This is a genomic window from Bradyrhizobium sp. sGM-13 (assembly GCF_018398875.1).
GTDB lineage: Bacteria > Pseudomonadota > Alphaproteobacteria > Rhizobiales > Xanthobacteraceae > Bradyrhizobium.
Map to the genome: position 1 here is coordinate 71,375 of NZ_JAGWDK010000022.1, position 22,084 is coordinate 93,458.

Genomic DNA, 22,084 nt, shown 5'->3' on the forward strand with positions numbered 1-22,084 from the left:
AGCGCGCGATTGCGCCCGAAGGACGCTCGATTAAGGCTTAGGTAACCGGATTTCCTAACGGCTTGTGACATGCGCGCATCGTATGCATGGTCCCGGGGAGAAGGGAGAATGCGCGACCTGTTTCACCACCTGCGAGGCATGAAGGCGCGGACCGTGGCCGCCGGACGGCACCTTGCCGCAACGATCCGGGGCCCGGTGTTGTGGCTGACCCTTTGCGGCGGCTTGCTGGTCGCGGCGATTTTCGTCGGCACCATCATGATGACCGGCGAGTTCCGTGAGCGCGCGCTTGTCAACAGCGAGCGCGAGCTGGAGAACACCGTTCTTCTGCTCGCCCGCCATTTCGACCAGCAGTTCGAGGACTCCGACACGCTCGCCGACGACGTGATCTCCCGGCTGCAGATTTCCGGCATCGGCTCGGAGAAGGAATTCCGGCAACGCGTCGCGAGCGCGGAAGCGCACGAGATCCTGAGATCGAAGGCGGGCGTCTTGTCCTATCTCGGCGACATCTCGATCTTCGATTCCAATGGAGACATGATCAACTGGTCGCGGCCGCTGCCGGCGCCCAAGCTCAACATTTCCGAGCGGGCTTATTTCAAGAGCTTCAAGTTCGATTCGCGATCACCCTCCATTCTGGCCGAGTCGGTTCGCAGCTATCTTACGGGCAACCTGAATTCCGTTATCGCCCATCGATTGAAGGGCGACGACGGCATCTTCCTCGGCGTTATGACGCGGCGCATCAACCCCGCCAACTACGAAAAATTCTTCGCTTCCGTTGCGCTCGGATCCAGCGCCGCCATTTCGATGTTTCATGCCGACGGCACCTTGCTGGCCCGCTATCCGCGTGTCGACGCACTGATCGGTCAGAACTTTTCGAACGCGCCGCTGCTGCAGCGCGTGCGGGAAAGCGGCGGCGCGCAGACGCTGCGCGTGCAAAGTCCGATCGACCAGACTGCCAGGCTGGGATCTGCGGCTCCGCTCGCGCATTACTCGGGCGTGGTGGTCGCGACCAACACGGTTGCCGCCGCACTCGCCGACTGGCAGGAGCAAACCACGTTCCTGCTCATCGCAGCAACGCTGTCCGCTGTGGTGATTGCCCTGATCCTGTTCCTGATCATCCGGCAGATCACCCAGCAGAGCCGCGAAGCACAGCAGCGGCTGGAAACGGAGCGAGGCCGGCTCGATACCGCCCTGAACAACATGATTCAGGGTCTGGCAACGTTCGACGCCTCGGCTCGCCTCGTCACCTTCAACCAGCGCTACATCGACATGCACAATCTGTCGGTAGACGTGGTCAAGCCCGGCTGCCATCTTCGCGACCTGATGCAGCATCGCAAGGATCGCGGCTCGTTCGATGGCGACATTGATGAGTTCTGCGATTCGGTCGTGCAGAACATCGCGCGAGGAGAGGCGAGTCACAGCGTCACCCAATGCGCCGACGGGCGCACATTCCTGACGGTGAGAAAGCCTCTGGCGGATGGCGGCTGGATCGCCACCATGGAAGACATCACCGAGCGGCGCAACCTCGAGCAGGAGCGCGACCGCAACTACGCCTTCCTGAGCCAGATCATCGATCACATTCCCTCCCAGATCACCGTGAAGGACGTGCACGACCGGCGCTATCTGCTGGTCAACCGCGTGGCGGAAGCCCAATTCGGCATCTCGCGCGACCTGATCATCGGCAGGACGGCCTCCGACATCTTTCCGCAGGCCGCCGCCGAGATCATCGCGGCCGACGAAGAGAAAACGCTGCAATCTCCCGACGGCCTGTTCAAGGACGAGCATGTCTGGGAAACCCAGGGAATGGGCCCGCGCTACGTCACCTCCAAACGGCTCGGAATCCGCAACGCGGCGGGCCAGGCGCATTACATCATCAACGTCGTCGACGACGTTACCGAACGCCGGCTTGCCAACGACAAGATCGCGCATCTGGCGCATTACGACGCGCTGACCGACCTTCCGAACCGGGTACTGTTCCGCGAGCAGATCGAGTGCGAGCTTCGCAAGGCCGCAGGCGGCGAGCGATTCGCATTGCTCTATATCGACATCGACGAGTTCAAGGGCATCAACGACTCGCTCGGACACCATGTCGGCGACGAACTCCTGAAGGCGGTCGCAGCCTGCCTCAAGGACTGCATCAAGCCCGGCGATCTGATCGCCCGTCTCGGCGGCGACGAATTCGCTGTGATCCAGACCGCGATCGGCGGCCGCACGGAGGTCGAGGAATTCGTGACCCGCGTTTACGAGGCGATACGGCAGCCCTATCGGTGCCTCGGCCATCATCTCTCGACTGATGCGAGCATCGGCATCGCGCTCGCGCCGGAGGACGGCATCGAACTCGACCAGTTGATCAAGCACGCCGACCTTGCCATGTACGCCGCCAAGGCCGAGGGACGCCGCACCCATCGCTTCTTCGAGCCAGCGATGGATGCGCGCGCCCAGGCACGGCTCACGATGGAGCAGGATCTGCGACAGGCGTTGGCCGACGGCGGCTTCGAAATTCATTACCAGCCGCTGCTCGATCTCGCGAGCGGGGAGGTGACGGGCTGCGAAGCGCTGTTGCGTTGGCGGCATCCCGAACGGGGCATGGTCTCTCCGGCCGAATTCATCCCGATTGCCGAAGATACCGGCCTGATCAACGAACTCGGCGATTGGGTCATGCAGACCGCCTGCGCCGAGGCGGCCGGCTGGCCGTCCCGGGTCAGGCTCGCCGTCAACGTTTCTCCGATCCAGTTGAAGTCGCCGACGCTAGCGCTGCGGATCACCGGCGCGCTGGCTGCCTCCGGCCTGCCGCCCGACCGGCTCGAGATCGAAATCACTGAGGCGGTGCTGATCCATGACGACGAAACGGCTCTCGCCATCCTGCATCAGCTTCGGGCCATCGGCGTGCGCATCGCGCTCGACGATTTCGGCACCGGCTTCTCCTCGCTGAGCTATCTGAAACGATTCCCGTTCGACAAGATCAAGATCGACCGCTGCTTCGTCAGCGACATCGAGGTCGACGGTTCGGCGGCGATCGTGCAGGCGGTGGTGAACATTGCAGCCGCCCGCAACATGACCACGACGGCGGAAGGCGTCGAAACCGAGCAGCAGCGCGAGCTGCTGCGCCAACTCGGCTGCACCCAGATGCAGGGCTACCTGTTCAGCGCACCGAAGCCGGCGGCCGATGCGAGGCGGTTGCTGGGCGCGCGATTGGAGACCGCGGCGACGGCCGTCGCCTGACGCCGTTCCAGTGCGCCGGCGTCGAGGATGGCTGCGATGGCCGAACTGCCCCCCGCCTCCAGCGCCGCGATGGCCTCCTTGGCCCAGAGGTAGGAAGCTTCAAAGATTTCCGTGTGGCGATCGAAATCCGTCACATCGATATCGAGCGGTAGCGGCGGCCGCATCACCGTATCGAACGGCCCGACCGGCAAGGTATCGTAGCGCTGATGCGCCACGAGGCTTCGCCACAGCACGTTCACCGCGCTCGGCGCGGCCGGAAGCAGTTTTTTACGAAACGGCGTCAGCATGGCGGCGATCAGTTCCAGCCGTCCCGGCAGCGAGGCATAATCGACGTCGAACATCTCAGCCGCCGGCTCGCCGAAATGCACGACCAGATTGGGGCCGCTCTTGAGCTGATGCATCGAGGCCAGCGGCACGTTGTCGATCAGACATCCATCGACCAGCATCGCGCCCTCAGCCGTGTAGAACGGCGGCAACAGTCCGGGGATCGCGCTCGATGCGCGGACCGCCTGCCAGAGCCGCCCCGTGCGGATCAGTTCGAGATTGTGCGTCGAAAGGTTGGTGGCGACGGCCGCGAACGGCCGCCAGCAATCCTCGATCCGGCAGTCACGGCCGTATTGTTGCGCGAGCGCGCGATCGAACGCCTTGTGATCCAACAGCGCATAGCGCGGCCAGGTCGGCCGCCGAAAGCTTCGGCTCCTGACGAAGATTTCATGCGTGCCATGCTCGAGATGCTCGGCTTCTAAATTTTTGGCAAAGCCGGCGACCATGGCCGAGCCGACGCTGGTGCCGACAAAGATATCGAACATCACGCCGCGTTCGCGAAAGGCCTTGTAGATTCCGACATGCGCGGTTCCAAAACTGCCGCCGCCGGCAGCGACGAAGCCGACGGCGCGGCCGCACAGAAAACGGATCAGGCTGTCGATATCGACCTGGTCTTCGAGCGCGACATGGTGGTGCATGAAGGCCGGCAGCCGGGCGAGCCAGGCAGCGGTGCCGGAGACCTCGCCGCTTCGCCGGTCATGGATGCGGACGAGACGTCGAGCCGAAATCGAATGAACCTCGCAGGCGAACGCCTCGATTTCCGTCAATGGGGCCGCGGGCGCATCCCCGCGACAGGCGAACACGACCATGTCGGCCTGACGGATGGCCTTGCGCGCCCAGGCCTGAGCCTCGCGGCCGCCGAGATAGACGACCAACGGCGCGGTATGTTCGAGCCTGTTGAGCCATTCGGTGACTTCATGCGCATCGAGCGCGCGCCCGGGAAACATCGCCTGCAGGCGGGCGGCATCGACGATCTCGGCATGGGTCGCTGCCAGCCCCTCGCGCATCCGGCGATCGAAGGTTTCCGGCAGAGGCTCCAATCCGCCGTCGATCAGCGCCACCGTTCGTGCTTTCGGCGAGGTGGGGAACGGCGCGATGCGCGCGGTCTCCTTGGCGAACCGCCGCGCCAGCGCCGCGAGCAGCGCCTCGACGATGGCGGGAGCCTCCTCGACGAGCTTCTGATAGGCCGGACGCGTCAACGCCAGCACGCTGGTGTCGCGGATGGCGATCACATCCGCGGTGCGCGGCACATCGGCGAAGAAGCCGATTTCGCCGACCAGTTCGCCGGCGCGAAGCTCGGCGATCGGTTCGAGATAGCCGGTCTTGCGCACCGCCAGCGCGCCGTGCAGCACCAGGAAGAGCGAGTCCGACGGCCCGCCTTGCGCGACCAGCATTTGCCCGCGCACCAGATCCTGGCGGACCATGGCGTTGAGGGCCTTTAGCCGCTGTTCGGAACTGAGCGTTCGAAACAGCGCGAATTCCTCCAACGCGGAGCTCCACGCAAGTACCGAGCTCGATCCACTCATTTGGCGGTACCCAGTTGAATTCGCGGCCCGACTTTAGCGCCGCCCACACACCACCGCGAGCGATATCGCGAGCGATATAAAGAGTGTGCCTCGGCGCAGCGCAGCAATGCGCCCGGCGTCATCCGGCTTCGGCTGCACTGCAGCATGACGGCCGGCATCCGCCGTCCGCGCTACGCCGCCCACCGGCCGCGATTGTTCTCGGCGAGAATGGGCCGGATCAGCCGGCCAAAACGCTCGGCCTCCTCGTCATGCAGATAGCCGGACGGGCAGAACGAGTGGCAGCCGGTGTCGACGAACTGCTGCAGCATGTCGGCGCACTGGACCGGATTGCCGACGACGGCAATGCCGGCGCCGGGGCGGGCTTTTGTAATGCCGGTCCACAGATGCGGCAGCAGGAGATCGCCATGTTCGCGGGCGAGCTGCTGCACCCGCTGGTTCGCTTCCGATTTGTTGTAAAGCGTTTTCATTTCCTGCTTCTGCCGCTCGGTCGCATGCCGTACCAGTTGATCGGCGGCCTGCCAAGCGTCCGCCTCGTTCTCGCGGCAGATCACTTGAAGGCGCATGCCGAAGCCGATGTCGTTCTCGCGGCCATGCGCGCGCGCCATCTCCCTGATCTCGGCGATATTCGAGGCGATCTGTTCCGGTAGATCGCCCCAGAACAGATGCACGTCGGAATGTTTGGCCGACAGTTCCCAGGCCTGGCGCGAGCCGCCGCCGAGATAGAACTTTGGAAACGGCTGCTGGTGCGGGCGCGGGCGGATGTGCGCAGCCGATAGTTTGTGAAACTTGCCTTCGAAATTCACCGGCCCGCGCGTCGTCCACAGCGGCTTCAGGATCGAGACTTCCTCTTCCATCAATTCGTAGCGCGCTTCCTTCGGATAACGGACGCCCTCGCCCTCGACCTCGCTTTCGTTCTGACCGGCGATCAGATTGATGCAGATCCGCCCGCCCGACATTTGGTCGAAGGTCGAGATCATCTTCGCCAGCAGCACCGGATTGATATAGCCGGGGCGCGCTGCGATCAGCGGCTTGATCGACGACGAGCGCGCCGCCATGAACGCGCCCGTGATCCAGGCTTCCCAGCACACGGAACCGACCGGGATCAGGAGATATTCGAAGCCGGCCTTCTCCGCCGCCTGCACCACGCGGTCGCACAGTTCAGGAGATCCCGGAATCTGCGCTTCCATCAGGCCATAGGCCGTGGTGTCGCCATGCGTGGGCAGATACCAGCCGAATTCGAGCGGACGCATGAACGCTTCTCCCTTGACGTGCTCTTTGGCGCGCTTGTTGCTTGATCGTCGTGGGAATCAGTCTAGCGTCTGCTGGGCTTGGGGCAATCGGGTTCGCCCGCAGCGCGGTTTCGTCAGCATTGCGTCAACATAGGGATAGCATCCATGTCACCGGTCTCACTGCTCCTCAATGTGATCTGGGTCGTTCTCGGTGGCGCGTGGATGGCGTTCGGCTGGCTGGTCGCGTCCGTCGTCATGGCGATCACGATCATCGGCATTCCCTGGGCGCGGGCCGCGTTCAATATCGCGGCGTACACCTTGTTCCCGTTCGGCTTCACGGCGATCTCGCGCGACGCCTATACGGGCCAAGAAGATATCGGCACCGGACCGCTCGGGGTGATCGGCAACATCATCTGGCTGGTGCTGGCGGGATGGTGGCTGGCGCTCGGGCATGTCGTCACGGCCGTGCTGCTGGCCGTAACCATCATCGGCATTCCCTTTGCCTGGGCGCACTTAAAACTTGCCGGCATCGCGCTGTGGCCGATCGGCAAGATCATCGTTCCCGCGAACTAAGTTCGGCGCAGCCTTACGGCTATCCCGAGGCCACCGTTTCCGCCGGTTTCAACCGCTCGAATTCGGCGTCGCTGATTTCGGTCTGGGCGACCAGCACGCTGCAGCGCAGCCGCTTGACCAGGTAGCTGCCGATCGAGCCGAACCAGCGCGCCAGCGCCCCCTGCGGGCGATGCCCAACGACAACCAGATGCGCGCCGATTTCTTCGGCGACCTCGGCAATTTTCTGCCCGGCATCGCCGACTTCAAGCCGCACGGTCGGCGTAAATCCCAGCGCCTTCAGCCGCTCGGCGCCTTCGTTCAGGATGGCCTTGTAATCTTCGGTCTGCAGCTCGATCGGGATGGTAAGCCCGGCCTCTGGCGTCATGATCGAGGAAACCTCGACGACGGCGAGCAAAAAGACCTCGGAACGGCAGAGTTGTGCGAGCTTTGCGCCCTCCCGCAACGCGCGCCGCCCCTCGACCGAACCGTCATAGGCGAGAAGAACCTTCTTATACATCGGACGTCCCCATCCATGGCGAAAAGTTCAACGCGGCAAGATTACCACCAATTAACGGGAAGGGGCCGGAATTTTGTTAAGGAATGTGGCCAGCGTCGTGCCACCTTCGTCTCACCAGCCCCGGAAGGGCCGGTTGCCCCTGCCCGGCCAATCAGCTAAATGAAGCCCTGTTGCACCCGTAGCTCAGCTGGATAGAGCGTTGCCCTCCGAAGGCAAAGGTCACACGTTCGAATCGTGTCGGGTGCGCCAGTTCAGTACGTTACTGGCGCCCAATCTCGCCCCTTCTGCGAATTCACGGCGACCGAAGAGGTCGCCCGGAAGCGGATATCCTCGACAACCGTATAGCGACCGGCGCACAACAACGTTCGCTGATTCGCAGGCCCCGATGCACTTAATCTCGCGAGAAATGCGGGGTAACGCGGCATGCTGAAAGCCGGCCGCACCTTTTTGAAAGGGGACACAGGATGGGCATGAGCTTCGAGCTAATGGTGCTGGCAACCGCAACTCTTTGGGGCTTCCGTCAGCTCGTCGCTGCGGCGCAGGCCGCAAACGCGCAGTACGGCCTCAAATGAGCTGCGAGCCCGCGCGACGTCAACTACATGGAGATGTTTCCGTTCTTTTGGCGCAGCGGTTCTCATTGTTCAGGCGGCAGGCGTTCACAATGAGCTGGCCCATTGGGGATCGATTGCCTATATCGGCGGGCGCATCGCTTACACCGCGCTTTATATATCCGGAATACCGTTCATCCGCTCGCTGTTCTGGAACATCGCCGCCTTTGGCATGCTCGCGGTCCGGCGGCGCCTTTCGTGCCGCGCTAAGCGCCGATGGCACCGGCTCGGGCCTCGTTTGCGTAGGCACGGCTGAAGCGGCGAGCCGAAGGTCAGCTCTCCGACGACGGAGTCGATCTGGCATTGGCTTGCATGGGCGTGCGCGCATAGGCCTCGGGGATAATAATCGAGGGATCGGCCGGGTCCAGCGCATCGTGCGTGACCACCGTACCCACGAGTGCTGTCGAGGCAAGATCGAAGTCGGTCTTCTGTGGCGAAGCGAGCGAAACCTGCACCTGCGTCCGATACAAAACGTAGGCCGCAAGCAACGCCTGGACCATCGCGGTGAACAGGAACAAGGCGCGTGGCCCTTCCGCCGACATGAAGGCCGCGGCAATGAGCGGTCCGACCACTGAACCGAGGCCGTTGGTGAGCAGGATCGTGGCGGCGATCGGCACGACATCACTCGCTGGGGTCTTGTCATAGGCATGAGCCGCGGCAAGCGAATAGCCGGGCAGCGCGAGCGCCCCGAAGAGAATACCGAACAGCAGCAGCATCATTCCGGATGCGGAGATCAGCCACGAGGCAACGCCCGCGACGGCGGCTCCGATCAAGAGAACGAGCAGCACCAGGCGGCGATCGACGCGGTCGGACAGACGGCCTACCGGCCACTGGACGATCGCTCCTGCCAGCACCGCCGTACTCATGAACAGCGCCACCTGATCGATGCTGAGGCCGCTACCGGCGGCCGACAGCGGCGCAAGGCCCCAGAATGCACCGTTAGCTGCGCCAATCATGAAACTTGCGACCAGCGCGACGGGTGCCGCGCGATACAGCTGTCCGACGCGAAAGCTGACGGTAGTAATCGGTGCTGGTTGCGCCGCACGGGTCAGGGCCACCGGAACGATGGCCAGCGAGGAAAGCATAGCGGCCACCATGAAGTTTCCAGCCTCAGCGATCGGATAAAGCGTCACCAGGGCCTGACCAAATGTGATGGCACCATAATTGACCATCACGTAGGCCGACAGCACGAGCCCGCGAGTCTCGTTGGAGGCGCGATCGTTGAGCCAGCTCTCGACCACCAGGTACAGACCGGCGAGGCAGAGGCCGGTTACGCCGCGGAAAACTATCCAGGCCACGACCACCGGCGCGAGCGCGTGGGCAAGCGCCACGGCCGCCGCCACCGCCACCATCGCTGTAAAAGCGCGAATGTGTCCCGCGCGCTGGATCAGATAAGGCGCGAGGAAACAGCCGCTGACGAAGCCGACATAATAGGCCGAGCTGATGACGCCGAGCGCAAGATCGTCAAAACCTTCCGCGCTGCCGCGCAACGGCAGTAACGTGAATTGCAGGCCGCTGCCCGCCAGCAGGAATGCGAGCCCCAGGAGCAACGACACGATCGGGCGCAAGGTCTTCGGCATCCGGATCGACCCAACAGTCATCAGAGTCCAGATTCATTGTATCCAGAATGTGTTGATAAGACCGTAGATCATAAGAAGTTTCGCGCCCGGCGTGCGGATGCGCGCCGCGCGGACCATTGCTAACCATCGAGCGCGATCCCGACGGCATGCGGCGGAAACTTTGGCTTGAAGTCAGGCTACGGAAAGCACATTTGACAACCGCCCGCTAAACATCGTCAGAGGTGACATGGCCGTGTCCAACCCGCGCGACTTTCACGCTCCGCAATCGTCCTACACAAGAGAGGATCTGCTCAAGTCGAGCGAAGGCGGTTATTTCGGCCCGGGCAATGCGCAGCTCCCTGCACCGCCCATGCTGATGATGGACCGGATCATCGAGATCAGCTTATACGGCGGCGAATTCGGCAAGGGCCATGTCATCGGCGAGCTCGATATCACGCCGAACCTCTGGTTCTTTGACTATCACTTTGCCGGCGACCCTGTGATGCCTGGGTGTCTGGGTCTGGATGCCATGTGGCAGATCATCGGCTATTGGCTCGGCTGGTCGGGGTCACCGGGCAAAGGTCGCGCGGTCGGCGTCGGCGAGGTGAAATTCCGAGGCGACATCAAGCCGGACGTCAAGCGCGTGCGCTACGAGGTCAGCATGCGCCATGTCCGGCGCGGCAAACTGGCTGTTGGAATTGCGAACGGCCGTGTCTTTGCCGACGACACATGGGTCTATATCGCCAGGGATATGCGGGTCGGACTGATAGCGCCGGCGAGCTGATACGCAGCCCAGGAAAGAAGCTGCAAGCGGGCTGCCGTAAATTTCGATCGTATCACTGTCGAGGGTGGCAGTTGGATCGATCGAGTTACCCATCTGGGACGGCGAAGGTAAATGGATCTTACCCACGCCGCCTGAATTCGTTAACTTCGGAGCGCACCGCCGTCAGTTCACCGCGCGGGTTGCGGAGTGGGTTGGCGTATTGCCGGAAGCGGCCTGACAGAAAGCCTCATAATAGGCTTCCAGCTCCGCTACGGCGCGATGCTCCCATTCCCTGGCTTGCGCCAGCAGAGAACCGCTATGAAGCGGCCGGAAGGCCGCGGTCTGGCGGTACAACGATGCGATTGTGCGGTAGCGGCGAACGTTTTCCATGATGGCCAGGCCGTTCATTGTTTGGATCTCCCCATTCCCTTTCCCGGGTACGAATTTGCGGTAGAACGATTTTCGATTAGTTAGCGGGACTGGAAGAGAGCGCGTGTGGTTTCCGAACTGTTGATGGCGGGCGCGCAGGGGATGGACGCGGCTTGCCACGGCAATGCCGCCAGCACCCGCGCCTGCGGACATGCGTGCGGCCGCGCCGCGATAACGCGCAAACTATCTCGATGCCGGACAAGTCGGGCCAAGCTCGACCGGTTCACTCATTGGCGCGAGCTGCCTGCAGCGAATTGCTGCTTGAGCAGATCACACCTTGCGAACGATCGTTGGCTGAAGAGAAGGACGCGCTGCTCCCATGCCCTGCGGCCGGGATCAGCAATATGCAGGCACAGTAGGCCAGTCCGATACCGAGAAGTGATGCGGACAAGACCGCGGCGGCAATCCGCCAGGTAGCCTGCGTTCTCTGCCGTGACGGCGGCGGTCTGCCGACGGCGACGAGCGACATTTGGCTCGAGTTGGACACGGCTTGGGATCCTGGCAGAGTGCGACTGCGCTAATGGTGCTTGTGCGCGACACCACTGACGCCACTGACGGCGGCCCCGACGTTCTCCTCGACGTTGTAGATGATATCGACGGGCCCGGCCTTCTCGAACACCAGCGTGCCCTTCACCTTCTGGCCAATCACGAACGGCTCCTTGAGGCCCATCAGCAGGATGCGATAGGCGCCGGGCTTGAGCTCCACGGTCTTGCCGGGCTTAATCTCAAGACCGTTCGCGAGCGGACGCGTCTTCGCCATACCGTCCACATCGACCACCTCGTGCACCTCGATCTGGCTTGCCGCGGGCGAGGTGCCGCCGATCAGACGATCCGCAGTCTTTCCCTTGTTGGTGATGGTGAAATAGCCGCCCGCGATATTAGCGTCTTTCGGGGTCGGGCGCGACCAGGGATGACCGATATCGAGCGCGCCGACCTTGAACTCGTGCGCGCCGGCGCTGGTCGCAATGAGCAAACTCGCTGCGATAAAAATAGCCGCGGTGACAAATACAAAGATATCTCTGACGACGGTTGTCATAATTGGTCCTACTCCGATACGCGCGCTGGACCGTGAAGCGTGTAGAGAATCAATCAGACGCGATTACGGCTGGCGCTCGCCGTGATTACGGCCACTGCCGGACGTGATTGCGGCCACTGCGCTGTGACGCGAGCGACCCTGGGCATACAACCAAGCAAACGATTGCGCCTCTCTCGCCATTCGCCCAACACGCGTCAGCCACACAGAGGTCACGCCGGCGACGGTGCGTTCGCTTTTCCGCTTCGCTTCGGTCGCCAGCCAGCCGCGCTTCTCGCTAGATCCAGTCAATCTCGCGCCCGATTGCGATGGCTAATCGCCGGACAGTGAGTACAGGGGGCGTAAGTGCGTGCATATCTTAGACGGCCGGCGGCCGGCATCTTTTCATCCATGATACTTTTTCTCACCGCTCCCGCAGAAGCGCATCATCCCGGGGGCGGCGGCAATACCGGCAGCGGCGGGCCCATCAACACCATCTCGGCCGACACGCTTTCCGAAGGACTGATCGCCGCATCGATCCGCTACGAGTTCATCCGACTGGGCCAACTCAGCGATGCCGACCTGCTGGCCGCGGCGAGCCGGGGCACGCACGCGCATTCGATCCGCTCGATCGACAGCGTCTCGCTTTCAGTCGCCTACGGCATCACCAACGACCTGACCGTTGCCGTTCGCGCGGCCGGCGTGCGGCGCTCGGATATCCGTGAGCCCGGGCATGACATGCTGAGCGGCGGCCATATGGGCATGATGGATGCGAGCGACATGGGCAGCCTCATGAGCCCCGACGGCATCAACCGGCGCGGCAATTCGGCGGGGTTCGGCGACGTCACCATGCTCGGGCAGTATCGTTTCCACAGTAACGCGCAGAGCGGGACGTCGGCCGCCGTGCTGTTCGGTTTCAAGGCGCCGACCGGCAGCACCAACCAGCGTGATGCTACCGGTCAACTCTTCCAAGCCCAATTTCAGCCGGGCTCCGGCTCGTGGGATGGCCTGTTCGGCGCCGCCGTCACCAAGCGTGCTGGCCGCTGGTCGTTCGACGTGAGCGGCCTCTATTACCTGATCAGCACGGGCACGCAGGACACCAATCTCGGCGACCGCTTCCTGTTCGGGACCGCCGTGTCGTATCGCCTGGTCGGGCCGACCGGCTCGGCGAAAGAGGTGGAGCTGCATGAATACTGCATGCAGCCGCGCAACCAGCTACAGGAGCATTGTCTCTATCATGCCAATCACGACCACAGCGACATGAAGAAGACGCCCTACACGCTGGACCTCGTCCTCGAACTCAATGGCGAGTGGCATGACAAGCAGCGCATCGCCGGCATTCCGGATCCCAATTCGGGCGGCACCACGGTCTATCTCTCGCCCGGCGTGCGGGTGGGCTTCGATCGCTTCTCCGGCTTCGTCTCCGTCGGCGTGCCGGTCATCAACCAGCACAACGGCATTCAGTCCAAGCCGGATTATCGCGTGCTCACGGGGATCGGCGCGCGGCTTAACTAATCGCTGAGGTCGCGAGCCGCCGTTTGTCCCGGCCATGCACGTCTTTGTTGCTGCAGCATACGAAGACGTGGATGCCCGGGACAAGCCCGGGCATGACGACGAAGCTAGCGCCCACTTTCACGCGGCCCGAATGTTGCCGAGGAATTTGCCGGTTTCAGTTTTGAGCTGCTCGGATTGCGACGTCAGTTGACCGGCGGCATTAAGCACGAGGTTCGCGGCAGCGTCGACTTTGCTCGAAGCTTCGCGCACGCCCGTGATGTTTTGCATCACCTCTTGGGCGCCTTGCGCCGCCTGCTGCACGCTGCGGGCGATCTCGTTGGTCGCAGCGCCCTGCTCTTCGACGGCGGCCGCAATGGAGCCTGCGATCTCGTTCATCTGCCCGATCGTGGTGCCGATCTCACGGATTGCGTTGACCGTCGAACCGGTCGCATCGCGAATTTCCTGGATCTGACTGGTGATTTCGTCGGTAGCTTTGGCGGTCTGCGACGACAGCGCCTTCACCTCGTTGGCGACGACGGCGAAGCCTCTACCGGCCTCGCCGGCCCGCGCAGCTTCGATGGTCGCGTTCAACGCCAGCAAATTCGTCTGTCCCGCGATGGTCTGGATCAGCGCCATGACCTCGCCGATCTTTTGCGAGGCCTCGACCAGGCGGCCGACCATGGCCTCCGTCCGGTTGGCCTGCCCAACTGCATTCTGGGCAATTGACGAAGATTGGGTGACCTGCCGCGCGATCTCCTGGATCGAGGACGACAATTCCTCCGCCGACGCCGCAACGGTCTGCACGTTCGACGCCGTCTGCTCGGCGGCGGCTGCGACCTTCGCGCTCTGATCTGTCGTTCCCACTGCAATCGTGGACATCGACGAAGCGGAATTCTGCAATTCGTCGGCGGCCGTTGCGGTGCCCCGGATCACCCCGCCGATGCTGCGCTCGAATTCGTCGGCGATGCGGGACAGAACCGCTTGCCGCTCCTCGGCGGAACGCGTCTTCATCGCTTCCTGTTCGGTGCGCAGCCGCGTGGTTTCGACCAGATGATCCTTGAAGATCTGGAGGCTTCGCGCAATCCGGCCGATCTCGTTGGTCCGGTCGACGAACGGAATCTCGGCAGCAAGGTTGCCCTTGACCAGTTCGTCCATCGCCGAGCAGGTTCTGTTCAGCGGAACGACCATGCCGCGGCCGAGCCAGAATGCAGAGAAGGCTGCGATTGCCAGTCCGGCCAGCCCGGCGATCCCGGCCCAGATCATCCGACTGAAGACCACCGCGTCGATGTCGTCGACATAAACGCCGGCCTGGATGGCGAGAAGCTTGTCGCCTGCGCCAAACGCCCCGACATAGGCGAGCTTACGAACTTCGGCTCCGCCGGCGGAGCGGGGCGCCAGATACTCGACAAAGCCGCCGCCGGCGCGCGCGGTTCGCACGATGTCCTGGATCAACAGCTTGCCGCTCTTGTCCTTGAACTCCCAGCGGTTGACATTGATGTATTTCGGATTGACGTGCACATAGGTGACGCCGGCATCGGCGCTTCCCGTGCCGTACACGCCGATGTAGTCGGCGTGTTCACCCCAACGCATGGCGCCGATCGAAGCAAAGGCCATCTGGCGCGCCCGGTCAGGCTCGATCTTGCCGGCCTTGGCCTCAGCCTCGTACTGGGCGAGGATCTTCGTCGCGGCCTCGACAAGATTGCGGACCGTAGTGCGCCGCTCGGCCAGGACCGCATCGCGCAGCACCAGGATCTGCAAGGCGGAGACGGCCAGCAGCACGATCGTCAACGCCGCAATGACCATCGCAAAGCGCTGATAGACGGTGAGGTTTCGCATCCGCTTGCCTTTCCTGTCGGTTGCGAATGCGTAGCAACACAACGTTAACCGACGGTTATCGGCGGATCCTTCCGGCATGACGCCCGGCTTTGTGCGTCAGCTTCAGGGTGAGCAAGCCGCCACGCCGCACCGCTGCCAAATCGCGCTTGAAATCATCACGCCAGGGCGACACAATGCCGCCTGTTCCTTCATCAACCGTAATGCGCCAGTGTATCAGCGCACCCTGACCGGGGCATGGTGCGGCAAGAGTGTCTCATAATGGCTGAAGCCGATCTCGACGTCGTCATCCGGCAAATCGCAAAAGCGCAGAACAAGAGCCTGATGGCAGCCGTGAAGAAACGGCGCGACCAGATCATGGCCCGCGCGGCCAAGGCAAAGGACAAGGAGACGCGGGACCAATTCCGGCTGATTGCCAAGAGCACGATGGAACTCGGTACGGCCGCAGCCAAGCGGCTGCAAAACTCTGCGCAAAATACTGCCGATAGTTACGCGCGGGCGATCAGGAACGCGGCCGAGGAAGCGGCGGCGGCGAAGGCAGCGAAGAAGCCTTCGAAAAAGGCTCCGAAGGACTCCTAGCCGCAATCAGCGGCGAGCAGCGCCTTCCGATGCGCCTCGTCGCACCAGCCACAACAGCAACCGTGTCAGCCAAAGCGCTCACGGACCTGCTCCCTGTTCGAGTTGGCCACCGGGAAATATCTAACCGATCGCGCGGTAGTAGCTGCCGGCGTTGCCGAGCAGAAGCGATCCTGGCACGAGCGTCGCGGCTCCAACCTTCGTCCGGTACTGAAAGCTTCCCTGCGCAACTGGCAAGATTGCCGTTCCGGCATGCTGCTCGACGAAAGAGTGGTCGTGCGGCGCGTAGTCGCAGAGCACGTCACGCACGCTCCAACCCGGGCCAGACGCCAACACCTCAATCTTGAGTGCCACAACGCCAGAACGACCAATTCGGTCTCAGGTTCTCCAACAGAGCGGGCAACGGGCTGTTCCGGCCAGCCAGATCAGATTTAGCAATTTTTCCCAAGCGAAAACCGGCGCCGCGCCACATCTTCAGGGGTGATCCGGATCCCGTCCAGGCATGCACTTCAGTTTCGCGGCACCGGACCGTGACAGTGAGCAAGTTCCATGCGGCGACCTTTGTGCTTGATCCCGACGGAATATCGGATCGAGGCCCACTGCGAAGCCGATCGTTAGAGTCAGAGGAGTTTATGATGACATCTGCGCATACCACAAATGCTCAAGCGCCAAGCTCGCTTACCACGTCATTTCCTCGCGTGCTCCACGCCGATGGCCCGGATCCAGAGCGCAAGGCCAAGCTAGAACTGTATTCATGGCTCGTCGGTCAGTGGGAGATGGACGTCACTACAATACTTGAGGACGGGTCCACCCACGCCGGTCGCGGCGAGATTCACGCCGGCTGGATACTGCAAGGCCGCGCCATACAGGACGTTTGGATGATCCCGCGCCTCAACCAACGGCGCCCTGGTATTGAGCAGCTCCCCGGGGCAGGAAATTGGTACGGAACGACGCTTCGCATCTACGATCCGAATCTCGATGCTTGGCACATTCTATGGAATGACCCTGCGACCAATGTTTTCACGCAACAGACCGGCCGCGCAAGAGACCGAGATATTGTGCAGGAAGGCCCGGATCCACGAGGCGGCTCGATGCGCTGGACCTTTTCCGAAATTGAACCGACGGCTTTTCATTGGACGGCGGAGCGGAGTTTGGACAACGAAAACTGGCGGAAGGAAGTCGACATTCGTGCGCGCCGCATGTGAGTGGCTGCCGGCAGCGACGACACCGAAGCTTACGGGAGGTCGTGTGCGCAGAACCCAATCCACGGCAGCTCTTGCATTCGGCTACTTCGTTGTGGGGGTCGGCGCTTTCGCGGTGACCGGTCTGCCCAACGAGATCGCGCTGGAGCTTGGGACGTCGGTCGCAGGTGCGGGACAGTTGATGTCCGCCTATTCGCTTGCGCTCGCGGTCGGGGCGCCGCCGCTGATATCTCTCACGAGGCGGTTCGGTCGGCGGGACTTGATTGCGGCGGGACTTGTCTTGTTTGGAGTCCTGCAGTTTGCCGCGGCGGTGGCGCCGACCTACAGCACACTTGCAGCGGCGCGCATATTTGCAGGCCTCGCTGCCGCGATCGTCACTCCACACTCGATCGCTGCCGCCGGACTTGCAGCTCCGCCCGGACAGAGCGGCAGAGCCATCGCCACGATGTTTCTTGGGTTCACGCTCTCGATCGTGATTGGGATACCTGCAGGAAACGCGCTCGGAGCGGTTCTTGGCTGGCGCGTAACGCTGGGCCTTATCGGCGCAATGTCGTTCGCGAGCGCGGTGTGGGTCGCGCTCACGGTGTCAGCCAGACTGCCGAATACGCCGGTAGACTGGAACGCATGGCGGCCTTTGGCGCGCAATGCAAGATTTCTATGGTTGTTGCTGACCACGGTTCTCCAGTGTGCAGGCCAATTTACACTCTATACCTACCTTGCTCCCGGCCTCAGGGACAGCCTGGGCATTGATGCGGCGGGAATCGGCCTTCTGTTTGGCTGGTTCGGGGTAGCGGGGCTTGCTGGCAATTACTTCGCGAGCCGCGTGATAGATCGCATTGGCGCTGGACGTGTGGTTGGCGCTTGCCTTGTCCTCATGATTGCAGCATTTGCCATGTGGCCCATGGCATACGGCTCGCTGGTGACTACGATGCTGGCGATCGCGATCTGGGGGCTTGGCGGCTTCGCTATTCATCCGTCTCAGCAGGCGCGGCTGGTGCTCCTGTCGCCGGAAATGGCTTCAGCCTCCGCAGCATTGAAGCTGTCCGCCACGTATCTCGGGCAAATGTTCGGCAGCGCCTTCGGTGGCAGCCTGATCATTTGGTTCGGCCCGAATGCGCTCGCTTGGGGAGGACTGCTCTGCTTGTTGCTGCGATTGGAGCAGCATTTGCCGCTGGCCAACGGCCCGCGGCAAGAGATAACGTTGAGCAAGCCTAGCCGAAAAGACGCCAAACGAGGAAAGAAGCCTAGGCTCGGTCCACTCCGAGCATCTTCATCAGCTTCTGCACCGCGCTGTCCGGCGTGGTCAGCACCGGCCGTCCCGTCGCCTCGGCGACCGCGTCGGCCGCTGGCGCCAGGCTGTACTGGGCGAGCGCGATCAGGTCGCAGTCGCCCAAGCTCCTCGATGCTTCCACCACCAGGCGGTCATGGGTCGCGCGATCGCCGCGGTCGAGCGCGGCCAACGCGCCTTCCGCCAGTTTCGGCACCAGCTCGACCTGCGACGGAAACTCCGGCGGCATCGAGGCGAGCGTCGGCGGGAACGTCGACAACAGTCCGATCTTGCGCCCCTTAGCGACCGCCTGCTCGATCATCGCCTCGTTAGGCTTGAGCACCGGCATCGGGGCGTGGGCCCGCGCGACAGCTTCGATGCAGGGGCCGAACGCCGAGCAGGTGAACAGGATCGCATCAGATCCGGTGCCGACGGCGTAACGTCCGAGCCCGAGGAATCGCTCGGTCATCGCATCAGTGAGCCCGCCGTCACGCGCCAGATCGGCCGACAGGCTGTCGTCGAGCAGATTCATCAGGCGAGCGTCCGGCCAAAGCCTGGCGAAGGAGGCTTCGATCGGCACAATCGAATGCTTCAGGGCGTGGATCAGGGTAATGCGCATGTGGTCAGTCTGGCTGCGGCGCGAGATGTGTCAACCCGCCGCGCTACAACGTCTCACTACTTGAACGGCAGAGCGTACATCAGGCCGCCCTTGGCCCAGGTCGCGTTGAGGCCGCGATCGAGCTTTAACGGGCTCGCCTTGCCGACATTGCGTTCAAAGATCTCGCCGTAATTGCCCCCCGCCTTGATCGCCTGCAGCATCCATTTGTTGTCGAGGCCCAATCGCGAGCCGAGATCGCCCGAAGTACCGAGCAGCCGCTGGACGGCCGGCACATTGGATTTAGCCATTTGTTCGGCGTTGGCTGCGGTGACGCCAAGCTCTTCCGCCTCGATCAGGCCATAGTGCAGCCAGGCGATGATATCGGTCCACACATCGTCGCCGTTGCGGGTGAACGGCCCGAGCGGCTCCTTGCTGATGGTCTGCGGCAGCACGGTGTAATCGGCCGGATTGGAAGCTGCGGTGATGATCGCGCCAGCGAGCGCAGACGCGTCCTGGGTCATGGCATCGCAGCGCCCGCCAAAGAACGTCTGGTACATGGTATCGGTGCGGTCGAACACCAGCGGTTTCCATTCGATGCCGTTGGCGCGGCCGTAGTCGCCGAGCGTCACTTCATGGGTCGTGCCCTGCGCGACGCAGACGGTGGCACCATTGAGGCTCTTGAGGTCCTTTACGCCGGCGTCGGCCCTTACGACGAAACCCTGGCCATCGTAGAAATTGACCGGGCCCTGCCGCAGCCCCAGCGTCGCGCCGCGCAGATAGGTTTGGGTCGAGTTGCGATAGAGCACGTCGATCTCGCCCGACTGCAAGGCCGTGAAGCGGTTCTGCGCGGTGAGCGCGACATAGCGCACCTTGCTGGCGTCGCCGAGCACTCCGGCCGCCAAGGCGCGGCAATAGTCGACGTCGAGCCCTTTGTAGTTGCCCTGCGAGTCCGGCGTGGAGAAGCCGGCGAAGCCGATGCTGACGCCGCACACCAGCGTGCCGCGCTGCTTGACCGTATCGAGCGTTGCGGCTTGCGCCATCAAGCCCGACGCGGCGAGCAGGCCTGTAGCGATGATGATTCTCTTCATTCTGCTCCTCCTAATGACCAACACTCTTCAAGGCCAAGTCGACGGCGTGACCCAGCCGGTCGACGATCATGTCGATATCGTCTGATGTCGCGATATAGGGCGGCGCCAGCAGGACGTGGTCGCCGCTGCGGCCATCCACCGTTCCACCCGAGGGATAACAGGCAAGGCCGCCTTCCAACGCGGCGGCCTTGATCCGCTGGTGGAGTTTGAGCGCAGGATCGAACGGCGCGCGGGTGGAGCGATCGGCGACGAGCTCAATAGCCTGGAACAGGCCCCGCCCCCTGATATCGCCGACATGGCGGTGGTTGCCGAAACGCTCGGTCAGGCGCCGTTCGAGCTGGCGGCCAAGATCCTTGACCCTATCGAGCAATTGCTCGTCATCGATCACCCGCTGCACCTCAAGCGCTGCTGCACAAGCGAGCGGATGCGCCAGATAGGTGTGGCCGTGCTTGAATACGCCCGAGCCATCCCGGATCGCATCGACGATGCGCCCGCCGGCGAGCATGGCGCCGATCGGTTGATAGCCGCCGCCGAGGCCCTTAGCGATCGCCTGGATATCGGGCGCGATGCCCTCCTGCTCCCAGGCGTGGCGCGTGCCGGTGCGGCCCATGCCGCACATCACCTCGTCCAGGATCAAGAGCGCGCCATGCCGGTTGCAGATCTCACGGACGGCGCGGAAGTATCCCTCCGGCGCCGGCACGCATCCGGCCGTTGCGCCCACCACCGGCTCGGCGATGAATGCCGCCACCGTATCCGGACCAAGGCGCTGGAATTCGGCTTCGAGCTCGGCCGCCAGTCGCGCCACGAAATCCCTCTCGGATTCGCTGTCGCGTTTTTCGTGATAGGCGAACGCCGGCGTCACGTGGCTGAAGGCCGCCGACAATAGCGGCGCGTAGGGCTCGCGCCGCCAGGCGTTGCCGCCGGCGGCGAGCGCGCCCAGCGTATTGCCGTGATAGCTCTGGCGGCGCGCGATGAAGCGCTGGCGTTGCGGCTGGCCGGTTTCGACAAAGTATTGCCGCGCCAGCTTGATGCTGGCCTCGATCGCTTCCGACCCGCCGCTGACGAGATAGGCGTAGGCCAGACCGCCGGGCTCGTCGCCAACGAGCGCCTCAGCCAGCGCTTCGGCGGGCTCCGACGAGAAGAAGCCGGTATGGGCAAAGGCCAGCTTCGATGCCTGCCGCGTCATGGCCTCGAGCACGCGAGGGTGCTGGTGGCCGAGGCAGGAGACGGCCGCGCCGCCGGAAGCATCCAGAATCCGTCTGCCATCCTCGGCGATCAGCCAGACGCCATCCCCGCCGATGGCCATCGGCGGCGTTTCACGCAGGCTTCGGTGCAGCAACCGGCTTTTGCTGGCTCCCATGACGATCAACCTTTCTCCGCGACATATTGCGACAGCGCGGCCAATCGGCCTTCGGTCTCTTCGAGGCGCCGCTTGGCGCCGGCGCCGCCCAGCACGAAGGTCATGGCGGCCAGCGACTGTGCGATGGCGATGGCGCCGGTCAGACTCGGAAAGAATCCCGGCGATGCGGCAGCCTCATAGAGCAACAGATGATCGGCCCCCTCCGCCATCGGCGCCGTAATCGTATCGGCAATCGCAACCAGCGTGGCGCCGGAATCATGGGCCGCCCGCGCCGATAAAACGCTTGCCCTCGAATAGGGCGCAAACCCGATCACGACGATGGCATCGCCGCTATGGAACGCGCCCAGATCGAGATCTTCGGGACCCGAGCCGCCGACCAGATGCACCGCGTCGGGCCGGAACAGGCGGAGCTGATAATTGAGCAATTCTGCAACGCTGCGGCAGCTCCGAAAGCCGGCGATCCAGATGCGCCGCGCGGCGTGCAGAGCCTTGGCCGCGTTGGCCACCGAGCCGGCCGAAATGCGCGCAAGACCTGCCGCCTCGGCTTCCAGCTTCTCGGAGACCAGCGATATCTCGGCGTCGGGCCCTTTCCGGCCGCCTTTGGCGCGACCCGAAAACGGCGAAGATTGCGCGGGCCGGCGGGCCTCGGTCAGCGCGGCGCGCAATTCGTCCCATCCGGAATAGCCGAGCGCTTTTGCGAGCCGGGTGAAAGCGGCGGGATCAGCGCCGGCCTCGGCGGCAAGATCACGCATCGAGCGCGTGGTGGCGTCGTAGTCATTGGCGGCAACGAACCGGCCGACTTGCTGCAACCGCATCGGCAACGATGGCAGCGCACTGCACAAATCGTTCAGCGGCGAGGATTTCGGCCGGGGTTGCGTCATGAAACATATGTTGCACAGAATTCATTTTGGTGCAACATTTGAAATGC

Annotated in this window: 20 protein-coding genes, 1 tRNA gene and 1 pseudogene; 10 read left to right on the forward strand and 12 right to left on the reverse strand. The window is 63.2% G+C overall.

The window, feature by feature from the left end:
* The first annotated feature begins 108 nt into the window (after window positions 1-108).
* Window positions 109-3,219: an EAL domain-containing protein gene (locus KJQ96_RS27765; RefSeq protein ID WP_375293209.1), complete on the forward strand. Its 3,111-nt coding sequence runs from the start codon at window positions 109-111 to the stop codon at window positions 3,217-3,219.
* Here KJQ96_RS27765 and KJQ96_RS27770 read toward each other — a convergent pair.
* The gene (locus KJQ96_RS27770) at window positions 3,132-5,030 is read right to left on the reverse strand and encodes a cyclic nucleotide-binding and patatin-like phospholipase domain-containing protein (RefSeq protein WP_249734612.1); all 1,899 of its coding nucleotides are present in this window, start codon (window positions 5,028-5,030) and stop codon (window positions 3,132-3,134) included. The two genes, KJQ96_RS27765 and KJQ96_RS27770, sit on opposite strands and share 88 nt — an antisense overlap.
* Window positions 5,031-5,239: 209 nt before the next feature.
* Window positions 5,240-6,319 carry an LLM class flavin-dependent oxidoreductase gene (locus KJQ96_RS27775; protein ID WP_213289561.1) on the reverse strand — a complete coding sequence of 360 codons (1,080 nt, stop codon included), beginning with the start codon at window positions 6,317-6,319 and terminating at the stop codon, window positions 5,240-5,242.
* Between the two features lie 144 nt (window positions 6,320-6,463).
* On the opposite strand from KJQ96_RS27775, the gene KJQ96_RS27780 reads away from it, so the two are divergent.
* Window positions 6,464-6,871 carry a YccF domain-containing protein gene (locus KJQ96_RS27780; protein ID WP_213289562.1) on the forward strand — a complete coding sequence of 136 codons (408 nt, stop codon included), beginning with the start codon at window positions 6,464-6,466 and terminating at the stop codon, window positions 6,869-6,871.
* Window positions 6,872-6,890: 19 nt separating this feature from the next.
* On the opposite strand, the gene KJQ96_RS27785 is transcribed toward KJQ96_RS27780, so the two are convergent.
* Window positions 6,891-7,367, reverse strand: a complete 477-nt coding sequence (locus tag KJQ96_RS27785) for a universal stress protein (RefSeq protein ID WP_057844660.1) — start codon at window positions 7,365-7,367, stop codon at window positions 6,891-6,893.
* Between the two features lie 172 nt (window positions 7,368-7,539).
* On the opposite strand from KJQ96_RS27785, the gene KJQ96_RS27790 reads away from it, so the two are divergent.
* Both KJQ96_RS27790 and KJQ96_RS40490 read left to right on the forward strand, forming a co-directional pair.
* Window positions 7,540-7,616 (forward strand) — tRNA-Arg (locus KJQ96_RS27790).
* A gap of 387 nt (window positions 7,617-8,003) precedes the next feature.
* Window positions 8,004-8,231 (forward strand): MAPEG family protein, encoded by a 228-nt coding sequence (locus tag KJQ96_RS40490; protein WP_375293210.1) that lies wholly within the window; start codon window positions 8,004-8,006, stop codon window positions 8,229-8,231.
* Window positions 8,232-8,247: 16 nt separating this feature from the next.
* Here KJQ96_RS40490 and KJQ96_RS27800 read toward each other — a convergent pair whose 3' ends face one another.
* Window positions 8,248-9,576: an MFS transporter gene (locus KJQ96_RS27800; RefSeq protein ID WP_249734614.1), complete on the reverse strand. Its 1,329-nt coding sequence runs from the start codon at window positions 9,574-9,576 to the stop codon at window positions 8,248-8,250.
* Between the two features lie 211 nt (window positions 9,577-9,787).
* Between KJQ96_RS27800 and fabA the strand changes: the two genes are divergently transcribed.
* A complete protein-coding gene (gene fabA, locus KJQ96_RS27805) occupies window positions 9,788-10,318 on the forward strand; it encodes a bifunctional 3-hydroxydecanoyl-ACP dehydratase/trans-2-decenoyl-ACP isomerase (protein ID WP_213289612.1) in 531 nt (176 codons plus the stop codon).
* Window positions 10,319-10,480: 162 nt separating this feature from the next.
* Here the strand turns inward: fabA and KJQ96_RS27810 are convergent, their stop codons facing one another.
* Together KJQ96_RS27810 and KJQ96_RS27815 are read right to left on the reverse strand one after the other, a co-directional pair.
* Entirely contained in the window at window positions 10,481-10,705 is a 225-nt protein-coding gene (locus KJQ96_RS27810; protein WP_213289563.1) for a hypothetical protein, read from the reverse strand.
* 538 nt (window positions 10,706-11,243) lie between these two features.
* Window positions 11,244-11,762 carry a copper chaperone PCu(A)C gene (locus tag KJQ96_RS27815; RefSeq protein ID WP_213289564.1) on the reverse strand — a complete coding sequence of 173 codons (519 nt, stop codon included), beginning with the start codon at window positions 11,760-11,762 and terminating at the stop codon, window positions 11,244-11,246.
* A gap of 387 nt (window positions 11,763-12,149) precedes the next feature.
* Here KJQ96_RS27815 and KJQ96_RS27820 point away from each other — a divergent pair, with 387 nt between their 5' ends.
* On the forward strand, window positions 12,150-13,253 hold the full coding sequence (locus KJQ96_RS27820; RefSeq protein WP_213289565.1) for a transporter: 1,104 nt from the start codon (window positions 12,150-12,152) through the stop codon (window positions 13,251-13,253).
* A gap of 117 nt (window positions 13,254-13,370) precedes the next feature.
* Here the strand turns inward: KJQ96_RS27820 and KJQ96_RS27825 are convergent, their stop codons facing one another.
* Entirely contained in the window at window positions 13,371-15,068 is a 1,698-nt protein-coding gene (locus KJQ96_RS27825) for a methyl-accepting chemotaxis protein (RefSeq protein WP_213289566.1), read from the reverse strand.
* A 76-nt stretch (window positions 15,069-15,144) separates the two neighbouring features.
* Here KJQ96_RS27825 and KJQ96_RS27830 point away from each other — a divergent pair, with 76 nt between their 5' ends.
* A complete protein-coding gene (locus KJQ96_RS27830) occupies window positions 15,145-15,327 on the forward strand; it encodes a hypothetical protein (RefSeq protein WP_213289567.1) in 183 nt (60 codons plus the stop codon).
* The gene (locus KJQ96_RS27835; RefSeq protein ID WP_213289568.1) at window positions 15,327-15,644 is read left to right on the forward strand and encodes a hypothetical protein; all 318 of its coding nucleotides are present in this window, start codon (window positions 15,327-15,329) and stop codon (window positions 15,642-15,644) included. Before KJQ96_RS27830 ends, KJQ96_RS27835 begins: the two co-directional genes overlap by 1 nt.
* A gap of 120 nt (window positions 15,645-15,764) precedes the next feature.
* Here KJQ96_RS27835 and KJQ96_RS27840 read toward each other — a convergent pair whose 3' ends face one another.
* Entirely contained in the window at window positions 15,765-15,950 is a 186-nt protein-coding gene (locus KJQ96_RS27840; RefSeq protein WP_213289569.1) for a hypothetical protein, read from the reverse strand.
* A gap of 326 nt (window positions 15,951-16,276) precedes the next feature.
* Between KJQ96_RS27840 and KJQ96_RS27845 the strand changes: the two genes are divergently transcribed.
* Window positions 16,277-16,846: a hypothetical protein gene (locus KJQ96_RS27845; RefSeq protein WP_213289570.1), complete on the forward strand. Its 570-nt coding sequence runs from the start codon at window positions 16,277-16,279 to the stop codon at window positions 16,844-16,846.
* A 43-nt stretch (window positions 16,847-16,889) separates the two neighbouring features.
* A pseudogene (locus KJQ96_RS42140) lies at window positions 16,890-17,966 on the forward strand (MFS transporter); the annotation flags it as partial.
* 121 nt (window positions 17,967-18,087) lie between these two features.
* Here the strand turns inward: KJQ96_RS42140 and KJQ96_RS27855 are convergent.
* From KJQ96_RS27855 to KJQ96_RS27870, 4 genes are read right to left on the reverse strand one after another with little or no spacing between them, the layout of a single operon-like run.
* Window positions 18,088-18,729: an arylsulfatase gene (locus tag KJQ96_RS27855; RefSeq protein WP_213289571.1), complete on the reverse strand. Its 642-nt coding sequence runs from the start codon at window positions 18,727-18,729 to the stop codon at window positions 18,088-18,090.
* A gap of 56 nt (window positions 18,730-18,785) precedes the next feature.
* Window positions 18,786-19,796, reverse strand: a complete 1,011-nt coding sequence (locus KJQ96_RS27860; protein ID WP_213289572.1) for an amino acid ABC transporter substrate-binding protein — start codon at window positions 19,794-19,796, stop codon at window positions 18,786-18,788.
* Window positions 19,797-19,806: 10 nt separating this feature from the next.
* Window positions 19,807-21,156, reverse strand: a complete 1,350-nt coding sequence (locus KJQ96_RS27865) for an aspartate aminotransferase family protein (protein ID WP_213289573.1) — start codon at window positions 21,154-21,156, stop codon at window positions 19,807-19,809.
* Window positions 21,157-21,161: 5 nt separating this feature from the next.
* Window positions 21,162-22,037: a MurR/RpiR family transcriptional regulator gene (locus KJQ96_RS27870; RefSeq protein WP_213289574.1), complete on the reverse strand. Its 876-nt coding sequence runs from the start codon at window positions 22,035-22,037 to the stop codon at window positions 21,162-21,164.
* Between the last annotated feature and the right edge of the window lie 47 nt (window positions 22,038-22,084).

Bases quoted from the DNA above. Each gene is read 5' to 3' on its own strand.
- KJQ96_RS27800 (WP_249734614.1), bottom strand. From the start codon at position 9,576: ATGACTGTTGGGTCGATCCGGATGCCGAAGACCTTGCGCCCGATCGTG.
- KJQ96_RS27785 (WP_057844660.1), bottom strand. From the start codon at position 7,367: ATGTATAAGAAGGTTCTTCTCGCCTATGACGGTTCGGTCGAGGGGCGG.
- KJQ96_RS27810 (WP_213289563.1), bottom strand. From the start codon at position 10,705: ATGAACGGCCTGGCCATCATGGAAAACGTTCGCCGCTACCGCACAATC.
- KJQ96_RS27820 (WP_213289565.1), top strand. From the start codon at position 12,150: ATGATACTTTTTCTCACCGCTCCCGCAGAAGCGCATCATCCCGGGGGC.
- KJQ96_RS27865 (WP_213289573.1), bottom strand. From the start codon at position 21,156: ATGGGAGCCAGCAAAAGCCGGTTGCTGCACCGAAGCCTGCGTGAAACG.
- KJQ96_RS27835 (WP_213289568.1), top strand. From the start codon at position 15,327: ATGGCTGAAGCCGATCTCGACGTCGTCATCCGGCAAATCGCAAAAGCG.
- KJQ96_RS27870 (WP_213289574.1), bottom strand. From the start codon at position 22,037: ATGACGCAACCCCGGCCGAAATCCTCGCCGCTGAACGATTTGTGCAGT.
- KJQ96_RS27780 (WP_213289562.1), top strand. From the start codon at position 6,464: ATGTCACCGGTCTCACTGCTCCTCAATGTGATCTGGGTCGTTCTCGGT.
- KJQ96_RS27825 (WP_213289566.1), bottom strand. From the start codon at position 15,068: ATGCGAAACCTCACCGTCTATCAGCGCTTTGCGATGGTCATTGCGGCG.
- KJQ96_RS27860 (WP_213289572.1), bottom strand. From the start codon at position 19,796: ATGAAGAGAATCATCATCGCTACAGGCCTGCTCGCCGCGTCGGGCTTG.
- KJQ96_RS27845 (WP_213289570.1), top strand. From the start codon at position 16,277: ATGACATCTGCGCATACCACAAATGCTCAAGCGCCAAGCTCGCTTACC.
- KJQ96_RS27830 (WP_213289567.1), top strand. From the start codon at position 15,145: ATGACGCCCGGCTTTGTGCGTCAGCTTCAGGGTGAGCAAGCCGCCACG.
- KJQ96_RS27765 (WP_375293209.1), top strand. From the start codon at position 109: ATGCGCGACCTGTTTCACCACCTGCGAGGCATGAAGGCGCGGACCGTG.
- KJQ96_RS27775 (WP_213289561.1), bottom strand. From the start codon at position 6,319: ATGCGTCCGCTCGAATTCGGCTGGTATCTGCCCACGCATGGCGACACC.
- KJQ96_RS27855 (WP_213289571.1), bottom strand. From the start codon at position 18,729: ATGCGCATTACCCTGATCCACGCCCTGAAGCATTCGATTGTGCCGATC.
- KJQ96_RS27815 (WP_213289564.1), bottom strand. From the start codon at position 11,762: ATGACAACCGTCGTCAGAGATATCTTTGTATTTGTCACCGCGGCTATT.